Origin of the sequence: Cupriavidus pauculus, assembly GCF_008801835.1 — a bacterium.
Classification (GTDB): Bacteria; Pseudomonadota; Gammaproteobacteria; order Burkholderiales; family Burkholderiaceae; genus Cupriavidus; species Cupriavidus pauculus.
The window spans coordinates 24,045-43,803 of the sequence record NZ_VZOW01000030.1; the positions used below are offsets into that span (position 1 = coordinate 24,045).

At 60.3% G+C, this 19,759-nt stretch carries 18 protein-coding genes; 17 read left to right on the top strand and 1 reads right to left on the bottom strand.

The genetic code is table 11. The features are described from left to right. Positions 1 to 27 precede the first annotated feature (27 nt). From odhB to F7R19_RS23185, 12 genes are all read left to right on the top strand, one after another. Entirely contained in the window at positions 28 to 1,284 is a 1,257-nt protein-coding gene (gene odhB / locus F7R19_RS23130; RefSeq protein WP_150982147.1) for a 2-oxoglutarate dehydrogenase complex dihydrolipoyllysine-residue succinyltransferase, read from the top strand. A gap of 130 nt (positions 1,285 to 1,414) precedes the next feature. Next, entirely contained in the window at positions 1,415 to 2,839 is a 1,425-nt protein-coding gene (lpdA, locus tag F7R19_RS23135) for a dihydrolipoyl dehydrogenase (protein WP_150982148.1), read from the top strand. A gap of 84 nt (positions 2,840 to 2,923) precedes the next feature. After that, complete coding sequence (zapE, locus tag F7R19_RS23140) at positions 2,924 to 4,021, top strand: cell division protein ZapE (protein WP_150982149.1); 1,098 nt, start codon at positions 2,924 to 2,926, stop codon at positions 4,019 to 4,021. A 134-nt stretch (positions 4,022 to 4,155) separates the two neighbouring features. Then, entirely contained in the window at positions 4,156 to 6,714 is a 2,559-nt protein-coding gene (locus tag F7R19_RS23145; protein ID WP_150982150.1) for a heavy metal translocating P-type ATPase, read from the top strand. Further along, positions 6,715 to 6,870: a cbb3-type cytochrome oxidase assembly protein CcoS gene (gene ccoS, locus F7R19_RS23150; protein ID WP_150982151.1), complete on the top strand. Its 156-nt coding sequence runs from the start codon at positions 6,715 to 6,717 to the stop codon at positions 6,868 to 6,870. 171 nt (positions 6,871 to 7,041) lie between these two features. Then, positions 7,042 to 8,490: a cytochrome-c oxidase, cbb3-type subunit I gene (ccoN, locus tag F7R19_RS23155; RefSeq protein WP_061958066.1), complete on the top strand. Its 1,449-nt coding sequence runs from the start codon at positions 7,042 to 7,044 to the stop codon at positions 8,488 to 8,490. 18 nt (positions 8,491 to 8,508) lie between these two features. Beyond that, positions 8,509 to 9,210: a cytochrome-c oxidase, cbb3-type subunit II gene (gene ccoO / locus F7R19_RS23160; RefSeq protein ID WP_061958067.1), complete on the top strand. Its 702-nt coding sequence runs from the start codon at positions 8,509 to 8,511 to the stop codon at positions 9,208 to 9,210. 5 nt (positions 9,211 to 9,215) lie between these two features. Next, on the top strand, positions 9,216 to 9,377 hold the full coding sequence (locus tag F7R19_RS30285; RefSeq protein WP_061958068.1) for a cbb3-type cytochrome oxidase subunit 3: 162 nt from the start codon (positions 9,216 to 9,218) through the stop codon (positions 9,375 to 9,377). A 2-nt stretch (positions 9,378 to 9,379) separates the two neighbouring features. Continuing rightward, on the top strand, positions 9,380 to 10,294 hold the full coding sequence (ccoP, locus tag F7R19_RS23170; protein ID WP_061958069.1) for a cytochrome-c oxidase, cbb3-type subunit III: 915 nt from the start codon (positions 9,380 to 9,382) through the stop codon (positions 10,292 to 10,294). Positions 10,295 to 10,354: 60 nt separating this feature from the next. Beyond that, positions 10,355 to 11,848, top strand: a complete 1,494-nt coding sequence (gene ccoG, locus F7R19_RS23175; RefSeq protein ID WP_150982152.1) for a cytochrome c oxidase accessory protein CcoG — start codon at positions 10,355 to 10,357, stop codon at positions 11,846 to 11,848. A 34-nt stretch (positions 11,849 to 11,882) separates the two neighbouring features. Then, positions 11,883 to 12,095: a hypothetical protein gene (locus F7R19_RS23180; RefSeq protein WP_061958094.1), complete on the top strand. Its 213-nt coding sequence runs from the start codon at positions 11,883 to 11,885 to the stop codon at positions 12,093 to 12,095. Then, on the top strand, positions 12,092 to 12,337 hold the full coding sequence (locus tag F7R19_RS23185; RefSeq protein WP_061958071.1) for a hypothetical protein: 246 nt from the start codon (positions 12,092 to 12,094) through the stop codon (positions 12,335 to 12,337). Before F7R19_RS23180 ends, F7R19_RS23185 begins: the two co-directional genes overlap by 4 nt. A gap of 66 nt (positions 12,338 to 12,403) precedes the next feature. On the opposite strand, the gene fnr is transcribed toward F7R19_RS23185, so the two are convergent. Continuing rightward, positions 12,404 to 13,129: a fumarate/nitrate reduction transcriptional regulator Fnr gene (fnr, locus tag F7R19_RS23190; protein WP_061958072.1), complete on the bottom strand. Its 726-nt coding sequence runs from the start codon at positions 13,127 to 13,129 to the stop codon at positions 12,404 to 12,406. 83 nt (positions 13,130 to 13,212) lie between these two features. Between fnr and F7R19_RS23195 the strand changes: the two genes are divergently transcribed. The 5 genes from F7R19_RS23195 to nusA all read left to right on the top strand — a co-directional run bounded on the left by F7R19_RS23195 (position 13,213) and on the right by nusA (position 19,711). Beyond that, positions 13,213 to 13,989 carry a sulfite exporter TauE/SafE family protein gene (locus tag F7R19_RS23195; RefSeq protein WP_150982153.1) on the top strand — a complete coding sequence of 259 codons (777 nt, stop codon included), beginning with the start codon at positions 13,213 to 13,215 and terminating at the stop codon, positions 13,987 to 13,989. Between the two features lie 543 nt (positions 13,990 to 14,532). Next, positions 14,533 to 15,534, top strand: coding sequence for an SMC-Scp complex subunit ScpB (gene scpB / locus F7R19_RS23200; protein ID WP_061958074.1), 1,002 nt, complete (start codon positions 14,533 to 14,535; stop codon positions 15,532 to 15,534). Positions 15,535 to 15,562: 28 nt separating this feature from the next. Further along, positions 15,563 to 17,425: a 23S rRNA pseudouridine(2605) synthase RluB gene (gene rluB / locus F7R19_RS23205; RefSeq protein WP_211922782.1), complete on the top strand. Its 1,863-nt coding sequence runs from the start codon at positions 15,563 to 15,565 to the stop codon at positions 17,423 to 17,425. 325 nt (positions 17,426 to 17,750) lie between these two features. Further along, positions 17,751 to 18,239 carry a ribosome maturation factor RimP gene (rimP, locus tag F7R19_RS23210; RefSeq protein ID WP_061958076.1) on the top strand — a complete coding sequence of 163 codons (489 nt, stop codon included), beginning with the start codon at positions 17,751 to 17,753 and terminating at the stop codon, positions 18,237 to 18,239. Continuing rightward, a complete protein-coding gene (gene nusA, locus F7R19_RS23215) occupies positions 18,236 to 19,711 on the top strand; it encodes a transcription termination factor NusA (protein ID WP_061958077.1) in 1,476 nt (491 codons plus the stop codon). Before rimP ends, nusA begins: the two co-directional genes overlap by 4 nt. The last annotated feature ends 48 nt before the right edge of the window (positions 19,712 to 19,759 follow it).

The window sequence follows — 19,759 nt, forward strand, 5'->3', positions numbered from 1 at the left end:
ACGCATACATCGAGGAATAACAAAACCATGGCTATTGTTGACGTCAAGGTTCCGCAACTGTCTGAATCGGTCGCCGAAGCGACCATGCTGAACTGGAAGAAGAAGCCGGGCGAAGCCGTTGCTCAGGACGAAATCCTGATCGAAATCGAAACGGACAAGGTTGTGCTGGAAGTGCCGGCCCCGTCGGCTGGCGTGCTGTCGCAAATCATCAAGAACGACGGCGATACCGTCGTCGCCGATGAAGTCATTGCCAAGATCGACACGGAAGCGACGGCTGGCGCCGCCGCTCCCGCCGCTGCCGCTCCGGCGCCCGCTGCCGCTGCAGCAGCCCCGGCGGCTGCAGCTCCTGCTCCGGCCGCCGCCGGCGCAATCGCCATGCCGTCGGCAGCCAAGCTGATGGCCGAAGGTGGCCTGTCGGCCTCGCAAGTGGCTGGCACTGGCAAGGACGGCCGCATCACCAAGGGCGACGTGCTGGCCGCTGGCTCGGCTCCGGCCCCGGCTGCCAAGGCTGCTCCGGCCCCCGCGCCGGCCAAGCCGGCACTGCCGCAGGTTGCTGCCCAGGTCGATTTCGCCGCGCTGGGCGACCGCCCGGAAGAGCGCGTGCCGATGAGCCGTCTGCGTGCCCGCATCGCAGAACGTCTGATCCAGTCGCAATCGACCAACGCCATCCTCACCACGTTCAACGAAGTGAACATGAAGCCGGTGATGGACCTGCGCGCCAAGTACAAGGACCGCTTCGAGAAGGAACACGGCGTGAAGCTCGGCTTCATGTCGTTCTTCGTGAAGGCCGCGGTCCATGCGCTGAAGAAGTACCCCATCATCAACGCATCGGTCGATGGCAACGACATCGTCTACCACGGCTACTTCGACATCGGCATCGCCGTTGGCTCGCCGCGTGGCCTGGTCGTGCCTATCCTCCGCAACGCCGACCAGATGAGCCTGGCCGATATCGAGAAGAAGATCGCTGAATTTGGCGCCAAGGCCCGCGACGGCAAGCTGTCGCTGGACGAGCTGACCGGCGGTACGTTCTCGATCTCGAACGGCGGTACTTTCGGTTCGATGCTGTCGACCCCGATCATCAACCCGCCCCAGTCGGCAATCCTTGGCGTACACGCCACGAAGGACCGTGCCGTGGTGGAAGACGGTCAGATCGTGATCCGCCCGATGAACTACCTGGCCATGTCCTATGACCACCGCATCATCGACGGCCGCGAAGCCGTTCTGGGCCTGGTCGCAATGAAGGAAGCGCTGGAAGATCCGGCCCGCCTGCTGCTGGACCTGTAATCTGGTCCGACCTCAGTAGACATCCCGTCTTTCGATTGTCGTCCTCCTCGCGTGCGTGCACGCGGGGAGTCGGCCGCGTCCCGAGCCACAAGCGCCGGACGCCCGCCATGACGAGCCAAAGAGAAATTTCATGAGCAAACAATTCGACGTGCTGGTGATCGGCGCCGGCCCCGGCGGCTATATCGCCGCCATTCGCGCGGCCCAGCTGGGCCTGAACGTGGCATGCCTGGAAGGCAATGCCTATGACGATCCCAAGGGCGAAGCCCGTCTGGGCGGCACCTGCCTCAACGTAGGCTGCATTCCGTCCAAGGCGCTGCTGGCTTCCTCGGAAGAGTTCGAGAACGCCACGCACCACCTGGCCGACCACGGTATCACCGTGGGCGACGTCAAGGTCGACGTGGCCAAGATGCTCAAGCGCAAGGACGATATCGTCGGCAAGATGACGAAGGGTATCGAGTTCCTGTTCCGCAAGAACAAGGTCACGCTGTTCAAGGGCTACGGCAAGTTCTCGGGTAAGACGGCAGACGGCTTCCAAGTGGAAGTGAACGGCGAAACGCTGACGGCCAAGCACGTCATCATCGCCACGGGCTCGAAGGCACGCCATCTGCCCGGTATTACCGTCGACAACAATCTGATCAGCGATAACGAAGGCGCATTGAAGTTTGCTTCCGTGCCCAAGAAGCTGGGCGTGATCGGCGCAGGCGTCATCGGCCTGGAATTGGGTTCGGTGTGGCGTCGCCTCGGCGCTGACGTGACCGTGCTCGAAGCGCTACCCGCATTCCTGGGTGCTGCCGACGAAGGCGTGGCCAAGGAAGCGCAGAAGCTGCTGACCAAGCAGGGCCTGAAGTTCAACCTTGGCGTCAAGGTCGATGAAGTCAAGACCGGCAAGGACAGCGTCACCGTCAACTTCACGGACAAGGACGGCAAAGCCCAGACGCTGGAAGTCGATCGACTGATCGTGTCGGTCGGCCGGGTGCCGAACACCGACAACCTGGGCCTGGAAGCGGTTGGCCTGGGCGTGGACCAGCGCGGCTTCATCGAGGTGGACGATCATTGCCAGACCAAGGTGCCCGGCATCTGGGCGATTGGCGACGTGGTGCGTGGCCCGATGCTGGCACACAAGGCTGAAGACGAAGGCGTGGCCGTGGCCGAGCGCATCGTCGGCCAGAAGCCGCATATCGACTTCAACACGATTCCCTGGGTTATCTACACGTTCCCGGAAATCGCCTGGGTCGGTAAGACCGAACAGCAACTCAAGGCCGAGGGCCGCGAGTACAAGACCGGTCAGTTCCCGTTCATGGCTAACGGCCGTGCGCTGGGAATGGGCGCGTCAGACGGCTTCGTCAAGATGCTGGCCGATGCCAAGACCGATGAGATCCTCGGTGTGCATATTGTGGCCGCCAACGCTTCGGACCTGATCGCCGAAGCCGTGGTTGCCATGGAGTTCAAGGCAGCGAGCGAGGACATTGGACGCGTTTGCCATCCGCACCCGTCCATGTCGGAAGTCATGCGCGAAGCTGCATTGGCTGTCGATAAGCGTCAGCTCAACATGTAAGGCATTTGCCCGCCATCTAGCGAGCACCGGCGCGCCGCCATCAACGGCGCGCCGTTTTCACTTGCAGCCCCGATCGAATTCGACATGAATGTCACCGAGTTTTACGAGCACGAACTCAAACAACGCGGCTATCAGTCCGACGAGGCGCAATTGCGTGCCGTGGCGCGGCTGCAGCAATGCTATGACGAGTGGGTGGCCTACAAAAGCCGGCGCAACAGTACGCTGAAAAAGCTGCTGGTGCATCCTGACGTGCCCAAGGGCGTGTATATGTGGGGTGGAGTGGGGCGCGGCAAGTCGTTCCTGATGGACAGCTTCTATTCGTGCGTGCCCGTGGTGCGCAAGACAAGGCTCCATTTCCACGAATTCATGCGCGAGGTGCATCGCGAGCTGGAAGAACTGCGAGGCCGGCCCGACCCGCTCGACGAACTCGCCAAACGCATCGCGCGGCGATTCAGGTTGATCTGCTTCGACGAGTTCCACGTCAGCGATGTGGCAGATGCCATGATCCTGCACAGACTGCTGCAACAGCTATTCGACAATGGCGTCCAGTTTGTGATGACTTCGAACTATCGTCCAGACTTGCTGTATCCGGATGGGTTGCATCGCGACCGGGTGCTGCCCGCAATCGAACTGCTTCAGAAGAAGCTTGACGTCGTGAACGTGGACGCCGGCATCGACTACCGGAAGCGCGCGCTCGAGCAGGTGCAGGCCTATCACACACCTCTTAACCGCGAGGCAAGTGCGGCGCTGCGCGACGCTTTCGTCTCAATTGCTGGCACAGCTGACGAGTCGCCGATCCTGCATATCGAGCATCGTGAAATCAAGGCATTGCGCAAGGCGAACGGGGTGGTGTGGTTCGACTTTGCCACGCTGTGCGGCGGTCCACGGTCCCAGAACGATTACCTTGAAATTGCTTCGCAATTCCACACGGTGATCCTGTCCGATGTACCAAAAATGACGCCGCGCATGTCGTCCGAAGCCCGGCGCTTCACATGGCTGATCGATGTCTTCTATGACCACAAGGTCAAGCTGTTGATGTCGGCTGAAGTGCCGGCGGACGAGCTTTATACGGAAGGCCAGATGGCCAACGAATTCCATCGGACTGTGTCGCGCATTATCGAGATGCAGTCGCGCGAGTATCTGGAATCAGAACGGCGCGTGATGGACACTTCGCTGACCTGATTCAAGGGTCTTGCTATGGCGCGAGTTGTTTGAGATTGTCGCGGAGATTCTGACGCGGTTCCTCCAAAGTTGATTTGTATCAAGGCGAGGGCTGGCTGAGTTATCTAGTATCCACTGGGTAATAAAAGCGAGCCATGCCGTCCCTAACTACCGCGCCCCCCCTCGCGTCACCGTCCTCCGTCGCCACGATCGCCCATTCTCCGGGCGCTGGGACCGCTCCCTCGTCTGCGTCGAATCCATCCATTCATTGCTTTCACTGCGGTCAACCAACGCAGTCCGGCACATCGTTCGTGGCCGAAATCGATGGCCGTGCCCAAAGATTCTGTTGCGGTGGCTGTCAGACGCTGGCGCTTACCTTGCATGCAGCTGGATTCGGCCATCTGTATGGCTCGGCCGCCCGCTTCGCCGCACCCATCGATGCTGATGATCGCCGCAAGGCGGAACCTATCTGGGCCGCCTATGACACTCCCGAGCTCCGCGCACAGTTCACTCGCCCGCTGGGCGATGGCCGCTCCGAAATTACGCTGGCGCCCGAAAATATCAGATGCGCCGCATGCGCGTGGCTGATCGAACAGCATTTGAGCCAGCTTGATGGCGTGGAATCGGTGATCGCCAATGTCGCCACCCGTCGCGTGGTCGTGAAATGGCGGGATACGTCGCACGGTGTCGCCGGACTGCTGTCCGCGCTTGCCGACATCGGCTATGTCGCCTGGCCGTTCGAAGCTTCGCGCAGTGACCAGCAGGATCGCCGGGAACGACGCAGTTTGCTGATGCGCATGGCGGTGGCGATGCTCGGCATGATGCAGGTGATGATGTACGCGTGGCCGATCTACACGCATGAAGCCACCATTGATCCCGATCAGCTTCAACTGATGCGTTGGGCGAGCTTCGTGCTGACGCTGCCGGTGGTCCTATATTCCGCGTGGCCGATTTTCACCGGGGCTCTGCGGTCGTTGCGCCGCGCTCACATGGGCATGGACGTGCCGGTAGCTATCGGCATTGCGGCTGGCTTCATCGCCAGCATGGTCGGCACGTTACGCGGGACCGGAGACGTGTATTTCGACTCGGTCACGATGTTCGTCGCCTTCCTGTTGCTGGCCCGGTATCTGGAGTTGCGGGTGCGCCAGGCATCGCGCAGTGGCGCGGAAATGCTGGCGCGTCAGTTGCCCGCGACTTGCGAGCGCCTGGCCGAGTCCGGCGGTATTGGCGAGCGCATCCCGGTGGCGCGACTGAAAATCGGTGACCGGATTCGAATCAAGGCGGGCGAGATCATTCCGGCAGACGGGGAGGTCGTCGCCGGCGCCAGTGAAATCGACGAATCGATGCTGACAGGCGAGGCGAGACCCGTGAGGCGCGCGGTTGGCGAAAAGGTACTCGCGGGCTGTTTCAACGCGGTCAGTCCTCTTGAGGTCAGCGTCGATCGAATCGGCGCGCAGACACGTCTTGCTGAGATCGTTTCGGTTCTCGATCGCGCACTGGCGGAAAAACCTCGCCTGGCGCAGTTGGCGGACCGGGTTGCGGGATGGTTCGTCGGCACGCTGCTGGTCACGGCGGCTCTCACAGGCTTGATCTGGACGCTATGGATCGACCCATCGCGGGCGTTGATGGTGACGGTAGCTGTTCTGGTCGTGAGTTGTCCTTGCGCATTGTCGCTTGCAACGCCCGCGGCACTGGCGGCGGCGGGCGCTTCACTGTCGCGACGTGGCGTGCTATTGACGCGGGCACATGCGCTCGAAGCGTTATCGCGGGTTACCGACGTCGTGCTCGACAAGACCGGCACGTTGACCGAAGGCCGCTTCGCCCTCGTCTCCACGGAGACATTTGGGAGGTTGGATGCATCGCATTGTGTCCGTATTGCGGCCGCAATGGAGCGAGGTGGCGAGCACCCAATCGCGCGGGCATTTGCAGCTGCGATCGAAGGTTCTGATTTCGACGAACTGTCGGTAAAGAACCTGCGGAACCACCCGGGGCAGGGATTGGAAGCGGAAATTGAGGGACGTTGTGTGCGATTGGGCCGGCGCGAGTTCGTCGCTGAGTTAGCGGCAGCTCAGGATGCCTCCGTTGCCACGGACTTGCGTCCCGGTGCGACGGAAGTGTGGCTAGCCGACGTTGATGGTTGCCTCGCATGCTTTCATCTGGCGGATGTGGAGCGCCCGCATACCCGTGCACTGCTTCGGGCGCTGGCCTCCCTGGGTGTGCGTTGCCACCTCGTCTCCGGGGATGCGCCGGCCACAGTGCGGTGGTGGGCTGGCCAGCTTGGTATGGAGACGGCAATGGGCGCGGTGACCCCGGAGGGTAAACGCGATTACGTGGCCGCGTTGCAGAAGCGCGGGGCAATTGTGCTGGCAGCGGGGGACGGTATCAACGACGCGCCCCTGCTGGCGCAAGCGCAGGTTTCCATTGCCATTGGCAGCGGGGCGCCGCTGGCCCAGGCGGGCGCGGATGCAGTGCTGATCCACGGCGGCGTCACCGAGATTGCAGCATCTATCGATCTGGCGTGTCGCACGCGCAGCGTCATGCGGCAGAACCTGGGCTGGGCATTTGCCTACAACGTCATCGCGATCCCGCTCGCGGCTACCGGTCATGTGACGGCGTGGATGGCGGGAATCGGCATGTCCGTGTCATCCCTGCTGGTCGTGGCCAACGCGTGGCGGCTTCTGCGTGTCAAGCCAGTCAGGGTAGAGGAGTCGTGAGTGGAAACCCTTTTCCTGCTGGTTCCGATGAGTCTAATCCTGGTTGTATTCGTTGTTGCGGCGCTGTGGTGGGCCGTGCATTCCGGTCAGTATGACGATCTCGATCGCCCTGGAGAGGCCATTCTTCTTGACAACGACAAGCCACAGGATCGCTGAAAGCGCTATCTGTTTTGTGCGGGGTGTCGCGGTTTTGTTGCCAGGACAACAGTGCAGTCAAACAGTTCTAGTGGGGTGCGCTGACATTGACTGAGGTCAACACGGCTTGGTGGTTGTTTTTCTAAAGTCACACGGTCAATAGGTTTATTCTTACTTAGCTTGGGGGTCTGAATGGCTGTCTCCACCGCGTCGTCACGCGTCGACACCTTCAACTACGGCGTTGTGCGGCAGTTTGCCGTCATGACCGTGGTTTGGGGAATCGTCGGCATGGCCGTAGGCGTTCTGCTTGCGGCACAACTGATCTGGCCAGATCTGAATTTCAATACACCGTGGCTGTCATTCGGCCGATTGCGGCCGTTGCATACCAACGCGGTGATTTTCGCGTTTGGCGGAAGCGCGCTGTTCGCGACGTCCTATTACGTTGTGCAGCGCACCTGCCAGGCGCGTCTGTTCTGCGGGCCGCTTGCTGCCTTTACCTTCTGGGGATGGCAGGCCGTTATCGTCGCTGCAGCCATTACGCTGCCGCTCGGGATCACGACGTCGAAGGAATACGCCGAGCTGGAATGGCCGATCGATATTCTCATCACGCTCGTATGGGTCGCCTATGCGATCGTCTTTTTCGGCACGATCGTCAAACGCAAGACGCGCCATATCTACGTCGCCAACTGGTTCTTTGGTGCGTACATCCTTACGATCGCAGTCCTGCATATCGTCAACAACATCGAAATGCCAGCGTCGATGTGGAAGTCGTACTCCGCTTACGCTGGTGTGCAGGACGCCATGATTCAATGGTGGTACGGCCACAATGCAGTGGGCTTCTTCCTGACCACCAGCTTTCTGGGGATGATGTACTACTTCATTCCCAAACAGGCCGAGCGCCCCATCTATTCGTATCGCCTCTCGATCGTCCATTTCTGGGCGCTGAACTTCACCTATATGTGGGCGGGTCCACACCATCTGCAATACACGGCACTCCCCGATTGGGCGCAGTCACTGGGCATGGTGTTTTCGCTCATTCTGCTTGCCCCATCGTGGGGTGGCATGATCAACGGCATCATGACGATGTCGGGCGCCTGGCACAAGCTGCGTACCGACCCGATTCTGAAATTCCTCGTGGTGGCGCTTTCGTTCTACGGCATGGCGACGTTCGAGGGGTCGATGATGTCGATTAAGACGGTCAATGCGCTCTCGCACTACACGGACTGGACCATTGGCCACGTCCATTCGGGTGCGTTGGGGTGGGTCGCGATGATTTCGATCGGTTCGCTTTACTACCTCATTCCTCGCCTGTTCGGGGAAAAGCAGATGTACAGCACCCGCTTGATCGAGTGGCATTTCTGGATCGCCACGATCGGCGTCGTCCTCTATATCGCTTCGATGTGGATTGCCGGGGTAATGGAAGGCCTGATGTGGCGTGCCACCCAGCCCGACGGCACGCTGACCTATGCCTTTGTGGAGGCGGTCAAGGCCAAGTACCCGTTCTACCTGATCCGTCTGATGGGGGGCCTCTGTTTCCTGGCGGGCATGTTCATCATGGCCTACAACGTCGCACGTACGATCGCCGGCAAGCCAGCAGTGGATGCGCCGATTCCGGCAAGCTTGCCCGCATCTGCCCATTGATCGCCGAGGACTACAACGATGGCTCAAAATCAAGGTTTCTTTCGGCACGAGACGCTCGAAAAGAATGTCGGCTGGCTGATCATTGCGACGATCATCGTGGTCAGCATCGCTGGCCTCGTACAAATCGTACCGTTGTTCTTCCAGCATTCCACAACACAGCCGGATCCTGGCATCACGCCGTATTCACCGCTCAGGCTGATGGGGCGCGATATCTATATCCGTGAAGGCTGTGTGGGCTGCCATTCGCAGCAGGTGCGGACGCTGCAGGCGGAAACGGAGCGCTATGGCCATTTCTCGACGGCGGGCGAATCGGTCTATGACCATCCGTTCCTATGGGGATCGAAGCGGACCGGGCCGGATCTCGCACGGGTAGGAGGTCGCTATTCGGACGACTGGCAGCGCATTCATTTGCGCAATCCGCGTGACGTCGTTCCCGAATCTGTGATGCCCTCGTATCCGTGGCTCGAAAAGACACCGTTGCCAACCAATTCGATCCAGGATCGCATGCGAGCGCTGCAGCGCCTCGGCGTGCCTTATAGCGATGCGGACATTGCCAAGGCGCCCGAGCAGCTCTCCGGCAAGACCGAGGAGGACGCAATGGTGGCTTATCTGCAGGAGTTGGGACTGAACCGCCGCAATGTGCGGCTGGAAAGTACCGCTAGCGCCGCGCCTCCGAGCCCTAGCGAGGCCGCCGGTCCCGCTGCATCTTCGAAGGAGTAGGTGCCATGGTAATCGTGACCGCTGGCGCCACCATTCTATCGATGCTGACATTTATCGGCATCTGTTGGTGGGCATGGTCGGCAGGACGGAAGTCTGCCAACGAGGAATCGGCCATGTTGCCCTTCTCCTTGCCCGACGAAACAAACTATACAAGCCGGAATCAGTAACCATGAGCGATTTCATTTCCGATTTCTGGGGCTATTACATCGCGGCCATCGCGCTCATCGGGATTGTCTGGTGTGTGTGGCTGCTGTTCTCCCAACGCAGGCTGCCGAAAAGTGTCAATGCGGCGGACGATACGGGTCACGTCTGGGATGGAGATCTGCGAGAACTGAACAACCCGCTTCCACGTTGGTGGATGTGGATGTTCCTTCTGGCCTGCATATTCAGCGTGGTTTACCTCATTTTGTATCCGGGTCTTGGATCGTACGCCGGTGTGTTGAAGTTCTCCACCCAAGGTGAACTCGCCGCCCACCGCAATGCCGCGGAGCAAGCGCAGCGAGAAATCTATGCCCGGTACATGAAAATGGATGTCAAGAGCGTTGCAGCGGATCCGGATGCGCGTGAGATTGGGCAACGGCTGTTCCTGAACTATTGCGCGCAGTGCCATGGCTCCGATGCGCGCGGTAGTCGCGGATTCCCAAATCTCACTGACAACGATTGGTTGTATGGCGGAGAGCCCGACACGATTCAGCAAACGATCACGAAAGGCCGTAACGGCATGATGCCGTCGCTTGCCGGCGCGATCGATGCGAAGCTCGCGGGCGATACGGCGCAATATGTGCGTTCCCTCTCAGGCTTGGCATACGATCCGATTCGCGCAGCGCGTGGAGAAAGCACGTTCAAATCGACTTGCGCAGCCTGCCATGGCGCTAGCGGCAAGGGGAACCAGGCCCTTGGGGCGCCGAACCTCTCCGACAGCGTCTGGTTGTACGGCAGCTCGGAAGGGGCGATCGTCGAAGCGATTCTGAAGGGGCACAACGGCCATATGCCCGCGCACGAGGAAATCCTGACGCCGGAGCGGATCCGGATGCTCACCGCGTATGTCTGGGGTCTTTCCAACAACCCGCCATCTGGGCAATAACAAAACCGCATCGGGACAGGTCAACAGACCTGTCCTTCCCGAAAGTTGAAGGGCTGAGAAATGAACGCGCCCCTGGAATCCCAATCCGGCCTGCAAGATTCAACCAAGTCTGGTGAATGGCGGCCTGTGCCGCCCCCGAATTCCGTCGTCGATTCCGCAGAGGAAGCGCTGTACGAGGTTCGACGCAAGATTTACCCGCGATCGACTACAGGTGCTTTTTCCAGTTGGCGCGTCTGGCTTGTCGTCATTACGCAGGTCATCTACTACGGCATACCGTGGCTTCAATGGAATGACCGGCAGGCAGTACTATTCGATCTTGGCGCGCGGAAGTTCTACATCTTTGGCTTGGTACTGTGGCCGCAAGATGTCATTTATCTTGCCGTACTGCTCGTCATCTCCGCGTTTGCTTTATTTTTGTTTACGGCAATCGCTGGACGCTTGTTCTGCGGCTACGCCTGTCCCCAGACCGTCTACACCGAAATGTTCATGTGGATCGAGCGGCGTGTCGAAGGCGACCGAATCGCTCGTATTCGGCTCGACGGTGATCCGTGGAGCGTGCGCAAATTCAGGCTCAAGGCGACAAAGCACTCGCTGTGGGTGCTGATTGCATTGTGGACTGGCTTCACGTTCATTGGATACTTCGCTCCCATCCGGGAACTGGGCGCCGATATTCTGCATTTCGCGATCGGCCCCTGGCAGGCATTCTGGATGTTCTTCTACGCCTTTGCTACGTGGGGCAATGCCGGGTTCATGCGCGAACAGGTGTGTAAATACATGTGTCCGTATGCACGCTTCCAAAGCGTGATGGTGGATCGGGACACGTACGTAGTGACCTACGATGCCGGCCGCGGCGAGCCGCGCGGCAGCCGCTCGCGGAAGGTCGACCATCGCGCGGAAGGGCTGGGCGACTGTGTCAATTGCAGCATTTGCGTACAGGTGTGTCCGACCGGCATCGATATCCGTGACGGCTTGCAGTACGAGTGCATTGGGTGCGGAGCGTGCGTCGACGCCTGTAATCAGGTCATGGACAAGATGGCGTACCCGCGTGGCCTTATCCGATATACGTCGGAGAATGCAATGCGCCAGGGGCTATCAACATCGGAGGCGCGCAAACGCTTGATCCGGCCGCGGACGATCATCTATTCGGTGCTGTGGCTGGCGGTCGTCGCGGGCTTTCTCGGGTCATTGGCCATGCGTGAGCCGCTCAAGGTTGACATTATTCGTGATCGGGGCGCGCTGGGCAGAGAGGTCGAGGGACGCTGGATCGAAAACGTATATAGATTGCAGTTGATCAATACCACGGAAGCGTCGATGCAATTTCGTGTGAGTGCACAGAGCGATGAACTTTCGGGTCTTGTCGTCGAGTACGATCATGCTGCCGAAGAGCTGTCTCCCACATCCAATCGCTTATTGCCGATACGGGTGCGCGTGCCCATAGATGATGCCAAACAGGGCACCCATAAGATTAGCGTTACGGTCACTGCAGAAGCCGAAGGCAGGGACGCGTCGCAGATCAAGCAAAGCACGAGTTTTATTGTCCCCCGCAATCTGTAATGCTCGAATGCAAAGCCGCGAAGAGGAGAGTGATATGACTACGAGACAGGCGAAACCCTGGTACAAGGAACCATGGCCCTGGATCCTGATGAGCGGTCCGCTGTTGGCTATTGTCGGGTGCGGCATCACGATTTGGCTGGCAAGTACTTACGCCGACGTGCCAGTTAGCGATGCCACGCGCCATGGACTGGTTGTGCAGAAAATTGACGCCGAGCGCGTTTCATCGACGCGGGCGAGGAATCCATGAGACTGCGCTGGCTCATGTGGGTGTTATGGCCCGCGTTCTTGATGGGGGGCGCCGCTACCGCTGTGGTCTTTTCCGTGGTGGATCCAGGAGAGCTGAACTTCTTCGGTCATCCGGTGGAAGCGTCGCGACATGCGGTATATACGGTCGGCTTCCTGGTGGCGTGGTTGTTTTGCGCGTTGTCGAGCGGCTTGACCCTGTACACCATGCCTGTAAATTTAAGTGACACGGATGAACTCGAGTAAGTCAAAAAAACTAGGCCGCACCGGAATTTCGGTGCGGCCCTTATTATTTGTCTCTTGTGATCGCCGCTAGCACGATCGGCTGTAGACTTGCTTGACCCCGGCAATGTCGACTATTTTTACATGTCGTTGACGAATTTGAATAAGGCCTGCTTCGGCAAAACGGGAGAACAGTCGGCTGACTGTTTCCAGTTTCAAGCCAAGGTAGCTGCCAATCTCTTCGCGGCTCATGCGGAGCACGAATTCGGTAGAAGAATATCCGCGCGCAGACAAGCGTTCAGACATGTTGATCAGAAAAGCGGCCAGTCTTTCCTCCGCGCGCATCGAACCAAGCGTTATCAGCATAACTTGATCCTGCGTTATTTCCTTGCTCATCAGCCGCAAAAACTGATTCTGCAACGAAGGCAAATGATTCGACAAAGATTGCAGGTCGTCATAGCGGATGACGCAGACTTCAGTGTCTTCGAGTGCGGTGGCATCGGACGCATGCTGCATTTCGCCGAGGCCGTCCAGCCCGATGACTTCGCCAGGCAGGTGGAAGCCGGTAATTTGTGTTCGCCCGTCCTCCATTGTGACGTGCGTCTTCAGGGTGCCGAATCGGATGGCGTAGACGGCGGTGAGCGGTTCGCCCATTCGGTAGAGCGTTTCGCCTTTGTGGACTCGCACGCGCTCCTGCACAAGCGTATCCATCTTCGCCAGGTCTTGGTGCGACATCCCGACGGGCAAACAAAGCTGACCCATGGCACACGTGGAGCAACGGGGTGACATCTCGGTGACAGGTATAGAAGTAAGCAATTGAGGTGCTCGTTTGACTGCGCTTGTATCGGGCGCGCGATGAGGCCATTTTACAATGCAGGTGACCCTGAAGCGAGGAACAGTTGCCATTTGGTGTGCTTTTAAGCGTTTTCCTTATTGCTCTGCTCGGTGGCATGCATTGCGCAGCCATGTGTGGAGGAATTGCTATTGTTGCTGAACAAAATCTGCAGCAGCAGGCGCCTGTTCTCGTCTATCGCAAACGCCAACAGTGGCTGTTTGAATTGTGCGTTATGCATGCTGGGCGAATTACGACCTATATGTTGCTGGGTGCGCTGATGGGGGCGGTAGGCGGCGTAATATGGAAGCAGGATTTTTTGCCACTACAGCGATGGCTTTACGCGGGCGGCAGTGCATTGCTTGTGCTGACAGGTGTTTTCTTGCTGTTGGGTCGCACCCTCACGGCGACGTGGATCGAGCGAACTGTCACGGCAGTCGCACAACGGAGTGGTGTCGTCGTTCGGGCGTTTGCCCGGTCGTGGCGCGGCGAGGCGCGTCAGGCGCTCCCCAATAATGGTGCGGCACCTTTTGTGCGTCGATGGATCATGGGCCTGGCCTGGGGCATCGTGCCGTGTGGCATGGTCTACAGCGCACTTAGTATTGCGTTGCTTGCGGGAAATGCAGTGTCGGGAGCGCTTGTCATGGCGGCGTTCGGTATCGGAACATTGCCTAATCTGCTCGTGATTTCGGGGCTTTCCGGCGCCCTTCGTCAGCTCCTGCGCAAGCGTGGCGTCAGGACCGTGGCCGCGCTGGTGGTGATTGGCTTCGGACTGGCGGGAATGGTGCGCGCCGCGTGGCTTCCTGACATGTTGGCACAACACGGATTTTGCTTGGTGTTCTGAATCAGCCACAACAGCCGGTTGCGGCGTGGGGCAGGAATGCCATACAATCGCGAGAACCACGGTATCGCATCGCGCCATGCTCGTGGCGTCGTCGAGCGGCGCTCCTTACACGGAGTGCCTGTTCAGGGCTCCCAGGGTCGGACATGCTGGAGCCACTCCCACAGTCCCATCCGGTTCGAATGACCTGGTCAAGCGGCCAGCGCTCATGTGGAAAACGACGCTAGATCAAGGCAAAGTTGCCTGTGCCGATATCAGTTGTTTCTTGCCGTCCTGGCCATCTTGCCCTGACGAATGTCCGCCTCGAAGGGAGAAGGCGCGACGCAAGAGGTCCGTTGGCCAGCGAAGCCTGCTGGTCTGGGCGATCTTCCTGCCGGACAGACCCGGCAAATCGATGCAAAAGACGAGGAGCTCGACGGCCCCGCAACCAGCAGGCGCGTCGGCTGCACGATGAGATGGCGGTGGCTTCGGCCTCGCTGTATCTGCAATCTCCGTTGCCCCGGGAATAGTTCGGGGCAGGTGCAAAGACAGGCTGCACGCAATCACATGAATACCCAAGAGGCGAAGATCGTCCTCGAGACCGCGCTGATCTGTGCGCAGGAACCGCTGCGTGTCGGCGATCTGAGGCGGCTATTTTCCGACGATGTTGGCGCAGACACCATTCGGGTTCTGCTGGATGAACTTCGCCAGGACTGGCAGCGGCGCGGCGTCGAACTGGTCGCGTTGGCCAGCGGGTGGCGCTTTCAGAGCCGCCCTGAAATGCGGGAGTTCCTGGATCGACTGAACCCGGAGAAGCCGCCCAAGTACTCGCGGGCCGTCATGGAGACGCTGGCAATCATCGCCTACCGTCAGCCGGTAACGCGCGGCGACATCGAGGAGATCCGCGGTGTCACAGTCAGTACCGACGTGGTGAAAAAGCTCGAGGACCGGAGCTGGATCGAGGTGATCGGACATCGGGACGTGCCCGGGCGCCCGGCGTTGTATGCAACGACCAAGGCGTTTCTTGACGATCTGGGCTTGCGGTCACTCGATGAACTGCCTCCGCTGGAAGATGCGCAGGCACAGGCGCAGGCGGCATTGCTCGACCAGCAGGCCATCGATTTCGAGGATGTAGCCACGGCAAATCCTCCGGTCGGCGACGAGGAAACGTTCGCAGAACCTGACAAGCCTGAGACACAGCCGGAAGCGGATGGCCAAGACGATGCTGTCGCCGTGGCAGCGGAGGGCCATGATACGCCGGGCGCCACGGCGCAGGCCGCGGTTTCGCATGGCGCCGTCCCGGAACCTCGTGTCGATCAGCCAGAGAATTCCCAGGCGCACGGGCCGTTTGCGGCCGAAAGCGAAAGTCACGGCGCCAGGCAGGACGAACAAACCAATCGCGTTTCGCAAGGTCCCGAATTGAACGGACACGCCGAGAACGCGCCGTTGGCCCAGGCCAACGGATTCCACGTGGACACCGAAACTTCCGACGAGGAAGTTTCCGACGGTTCAGGGCAGGGCGCTGACATGCCGCTCCCGGCCGAAGACGACGAACGCGTGTCCAACTGAACAACATGCAACATCGATAGTGAATACTTTGTCTGATTCCGCTGAGCAAGACGTCCGCCAGCCGGACGTGCCGGGAGACTCCGGCGCGACCCCTGATGCTGGCAATGGTGCCGATGGAGCGCCGCGCCGCAAGGGGCTTCGCCGTGGTTTGCGCAATCTGGTGGCGTCGCGCCGCCAGGGTTCGAAGGATCGTGAAGGGCGCGATCCGGGCCAGGGCGATGCTGTCGACGTCGCGCCTGCCGAAGCGCCTGTCGAGGCATCCGCCGGCGCACCCCGCAAGCGCGGACGCCGCAAGCCGGCAGCCGGTGCCGAGGCTGGCGCACAGGCGCCCAGCGCGCCTGAAGTCGCTGCAGGCGAGACGCAAGCGGACGGCCGTGGGCAGCGCAGGCGCCGCCAGCCGCCGCAACGCAAGGCTGCACTCGTCGATGGCGAGAACCGGCCCGCTGCCCAGCAACCCGGCAGACGCAACAAGGGCGGTCAGCGCAAGACGCAACCGGGCCAGAGCCGGCCAAACGACAAATCCGAGCAACGCGGGGGCGAAAAGTCGCCGCGGTCGGCCGCGGGCACTGGCAATGCGCCAAAGTCGGCGGCCGGAGCCGAAGATCTGTTCCGCTTCGTAATTTCGGGGCAGTTCGACCAGGAAGAGATGGTCGTTCCGCGGACCAAGGTCAAGCCGGTACGCGAACTGACGTCGGACGACGATGCACCGAAGCTGCACAAGGTGCTGGCCGAAGGTGGTCTCGGATCGCGGCGCGAGATGGAGGAGCTGATCCTTCAAGGGCGGGTGTCCGTCAACGGTCTGCCGGCGCATATCGGGCAACGGATTCTGCCGACCGATCAGGTGCGCGTGAATGGCAAGCTGATTCACCGCAAGGTGTCGACAAAGCCGCCGCGCGTGCTGCTGTATCACAAGCCGTCGGGCGAAATTGTCAGCCAGTCGGATCCGGAAGGCCGTCCGACCGTGTTCGACAACCTGCCGCGCATCAAGAACGGCAAGTGGGTGGCCGTGGGTCGTCTGGACTTCAATACCGAAGGACTGTTGATCTTCACCACTTCCGGCGATATCGCCAATCGATTTATGCATCCGCGCTATGGCATCGAGCGTGAATATGCGGTGCGCACGCTGGGCGAACTGGCGGAGGCCGATCGCCAGCGCCTGCTGCACGGCATTCAGCTCGACGACGGCGAGGCCAATTTCTTGCGAATTGCGGACGGCGGCGGCGAGGGCGTGAACCAGTGGTATCACGTTGCGCTGACAGAAGGCCGGAACCGTGAGGTGCGGCGCATGTTCGAGGCGGTTGGGCTGACGGTGTCGCGTCTGATCCGTACCCGCTACGGCCAATTCCTGCTGCCGCGAGGATTGAAGCGCGGCCGCTGGCAGGAGCTGGAAGCCACCGAGGTCCGCACGCTGATGAACGCCATTGGCCTGAAGTCGCCGGCCAAGTCGGAGCAGTCCGGCGGCAAGGGCGCCACCAAGGTGGGCGGACGGAAACAGCGCACGGAAGCCGCGATTGCAGGGATGCCGATGCATACCGGCATGGACGGTCTGCCGCGCTTTGAGAAGAACGGTGGCAATCGCGGTGCCGGCGGCAGCGGCGGACGCGGTCAACCGGATCCGATGCAGACTTCGATGGGGTATATCCCATCGGGTCCTGCGCCGCTCACTTCGCATACGACGAAGTTTGGCGGCGGCGCCGGTGCCGGCGGCATGCGTGGCCCGGGCCTTGGCCGCGGTGGCCGCGCGGGAAACAACGCCGGCAATGCGGGCGGAAATCGCCCGCGTCGCGGCGGCGGTGGCGAAGTCAATGGAAATGTGATGCCAAAGGCCTCTAAGGGTGGCGGTGGCAGCAATCGCCGGCCGCGCGGCGGTGGCCGCGGCGGTCAGCGCTGACGAAGTGGGCGCGGAGGCGCCGCTGGCCGGCGCCTCTCCACCGCGGATCCCATGCGGCTTTTGCCTTTTGGACATAATCCGCGTATAATCAAAGTCTATTCAAAAGTATCATCCTTGGCTGGGATGGGCGAATGATGGGCATTGCGCCCATTTTTTTTTGGTTCGCCCGTTCGTGCTTGCGGCTGTATTGCGTCACATGGCGCAGCGCTGGCAAGGATGATGGGCAGGCGGGGCAGCCTACAGGTCGTCGTTTCGGAACTTCGATTCAGAACGTTGTGTTGTCCGGTACCTGCCAAGGTATTGAAAGCCACTACTCGGGATTACAGTGCATCTGGCAGATTTGATCGAAACCACCCTTATCGGCATGGGCTACGAGTTGGTTGAGCTTGAGCGTGCCCCGGCCGGACTTCTGCGTGTCTATATCGATCAGCCTGAAACTGGCATCGTCATTGAGGATTGCGAGAAGGTCAGCCGCCAGCTCACGCACGTGCTGACTGTCGAGAACGTCGACTACGAGCGCCTCGAGGTGTCGTCGCCCGGTCTGGACCGGCCGCTCAAGAAGCTGGCCGACTTTGTCCGCTTCGCGGGCGATGAAGCCAGGGTGACGTTGCGTCTGCCAGTCAATGGCCAGAAGAATTTCGTCGGTATTCTGCGCGAACCCACGGGCGAGGCCGGGGACGAGAAGATCGGACTGGAATTCGAGGGCAAGGATGGCCCGGCACTGCTGGAATTCACCATATCCGACGTCGATAAGGCACGCCTGGTGCCTGTCATCGACTTCAAGGGAAATCAAAGAAAAGGGAACAAGCAATGAGCCGCGAAGTTCTGTTGCTCGTCGACGCGCTTGCGCGCGAGAAGAACGTCGACAAGGATGTGGTGTTCGGTGCGCTGGAGGCAGCGCTTGCCTCGGCCACCAAGAAACGTTTCGAGGAAGACGTGGACATCCGCGTCCATATCGACCGCGAATCCGGTGAGCACGAAACGTTCCGCCGTTGGCTTGTCGTCCCGGACGAGCAAGGCCTGCAGGAACCAGACAAGCAGATTCTGCTGTTCGAAGCGCGTGAACAGAATCCGGACATCCAGCTCGACGACTTTATCGAAGAGCAGATCGAATCCGTCGAATTTGGCCGTATCGGTGCGCAGGCCGCCAAGCAGGTGATCCTGCAGCGCATCCGCGACGCGGAACGCGAACAGATTCTTAACGATTACCTGGATCGCGGCGAGAAGATCATGACCGGAACGGTCAAGCGCGCCGACAAGAAGGGGCTCATCGTGGAATCGGGCCGCGTGGAAGCGCTGCTGGCGCGCGATCAGATCATTCCGAAGGAAAATCTGCGCACCGGCGATCGCGTACGCGCCTATATCCTCAATGTGGACCGCGCTGCGCGTGGCCCGCAGATCGAACTGTCGCGTACGGCGCCTGACTTCCTGATCAAGCTGTTCGAAAATGAAGTGCCCGAGATGGAGCAAGGGCTGCTGGAGATCAAGGCGGCGGCTCGTGATCCGGGCGTGCGCGCCAAGATCGCCGTGGTCGCGCATGACAAGCGTATCGATCCGATCGGCACGTGCGTCGGTGTGCGCGGTACGCGCGTGACCGCGGTGCGCAACGAAATCGGCGGCGAAGCCGTAGATATCGTGCTGTGGTCGGAAGATCCGGCGCAGTTCGTGATCGGCGCGCTGGCGCCGGCGCAGGTGCAGTCGATCGTGGTGGACGAGGAAAAGCACAGCATGGACGTGGTGGTCGACGAGGAAAACCTCGCCATCGCCATCGGTCGCAGCGGTCAGAACGTACGCCTGGCGTCGGAGCTGACTGGCTGGCAGATCAACATCATGACGCAGGAAGAATCGGCGCAGAAACAGGCCGAGGAAAGCGAAGTCGTGCGCAAGCTGTTCATGGCCAAGCTGGACGTGGACGAGGAAGTGGCGGATATCCTGATTGAAGAGGGTTTCTCCACGCTGGAAGAAGTGGCCTACGTACCCATCAGTGAAATGATGGAAATCGAGGCGTTTGACGAAGATACCGTCACCGAGCTGCGCAATCGCGCCCGCGATGCGCTGCTGACGATGGAACTGGCCCGGGAAGAAAAGGTGGAAGAGGTGTCGCAGGATCTGCGTTCGCTCGACGGCCTGACCCCCGAGCTGATCGGCAAGTTGGCCGAAGGCAACATTCACACGCGCGACGATCTGGCCGAACTGGCCGTCGACGAACTGGTCGAGATGGCCGGTGTCAGCGAGGATGACGCCAAGGCGCTGATCATGAAAGCACGGGAACATTGGTTTAACTGAGGGACACGCCGGGGTTTCGCGACCCTGGCGCGCTTTCCGCATACAAAT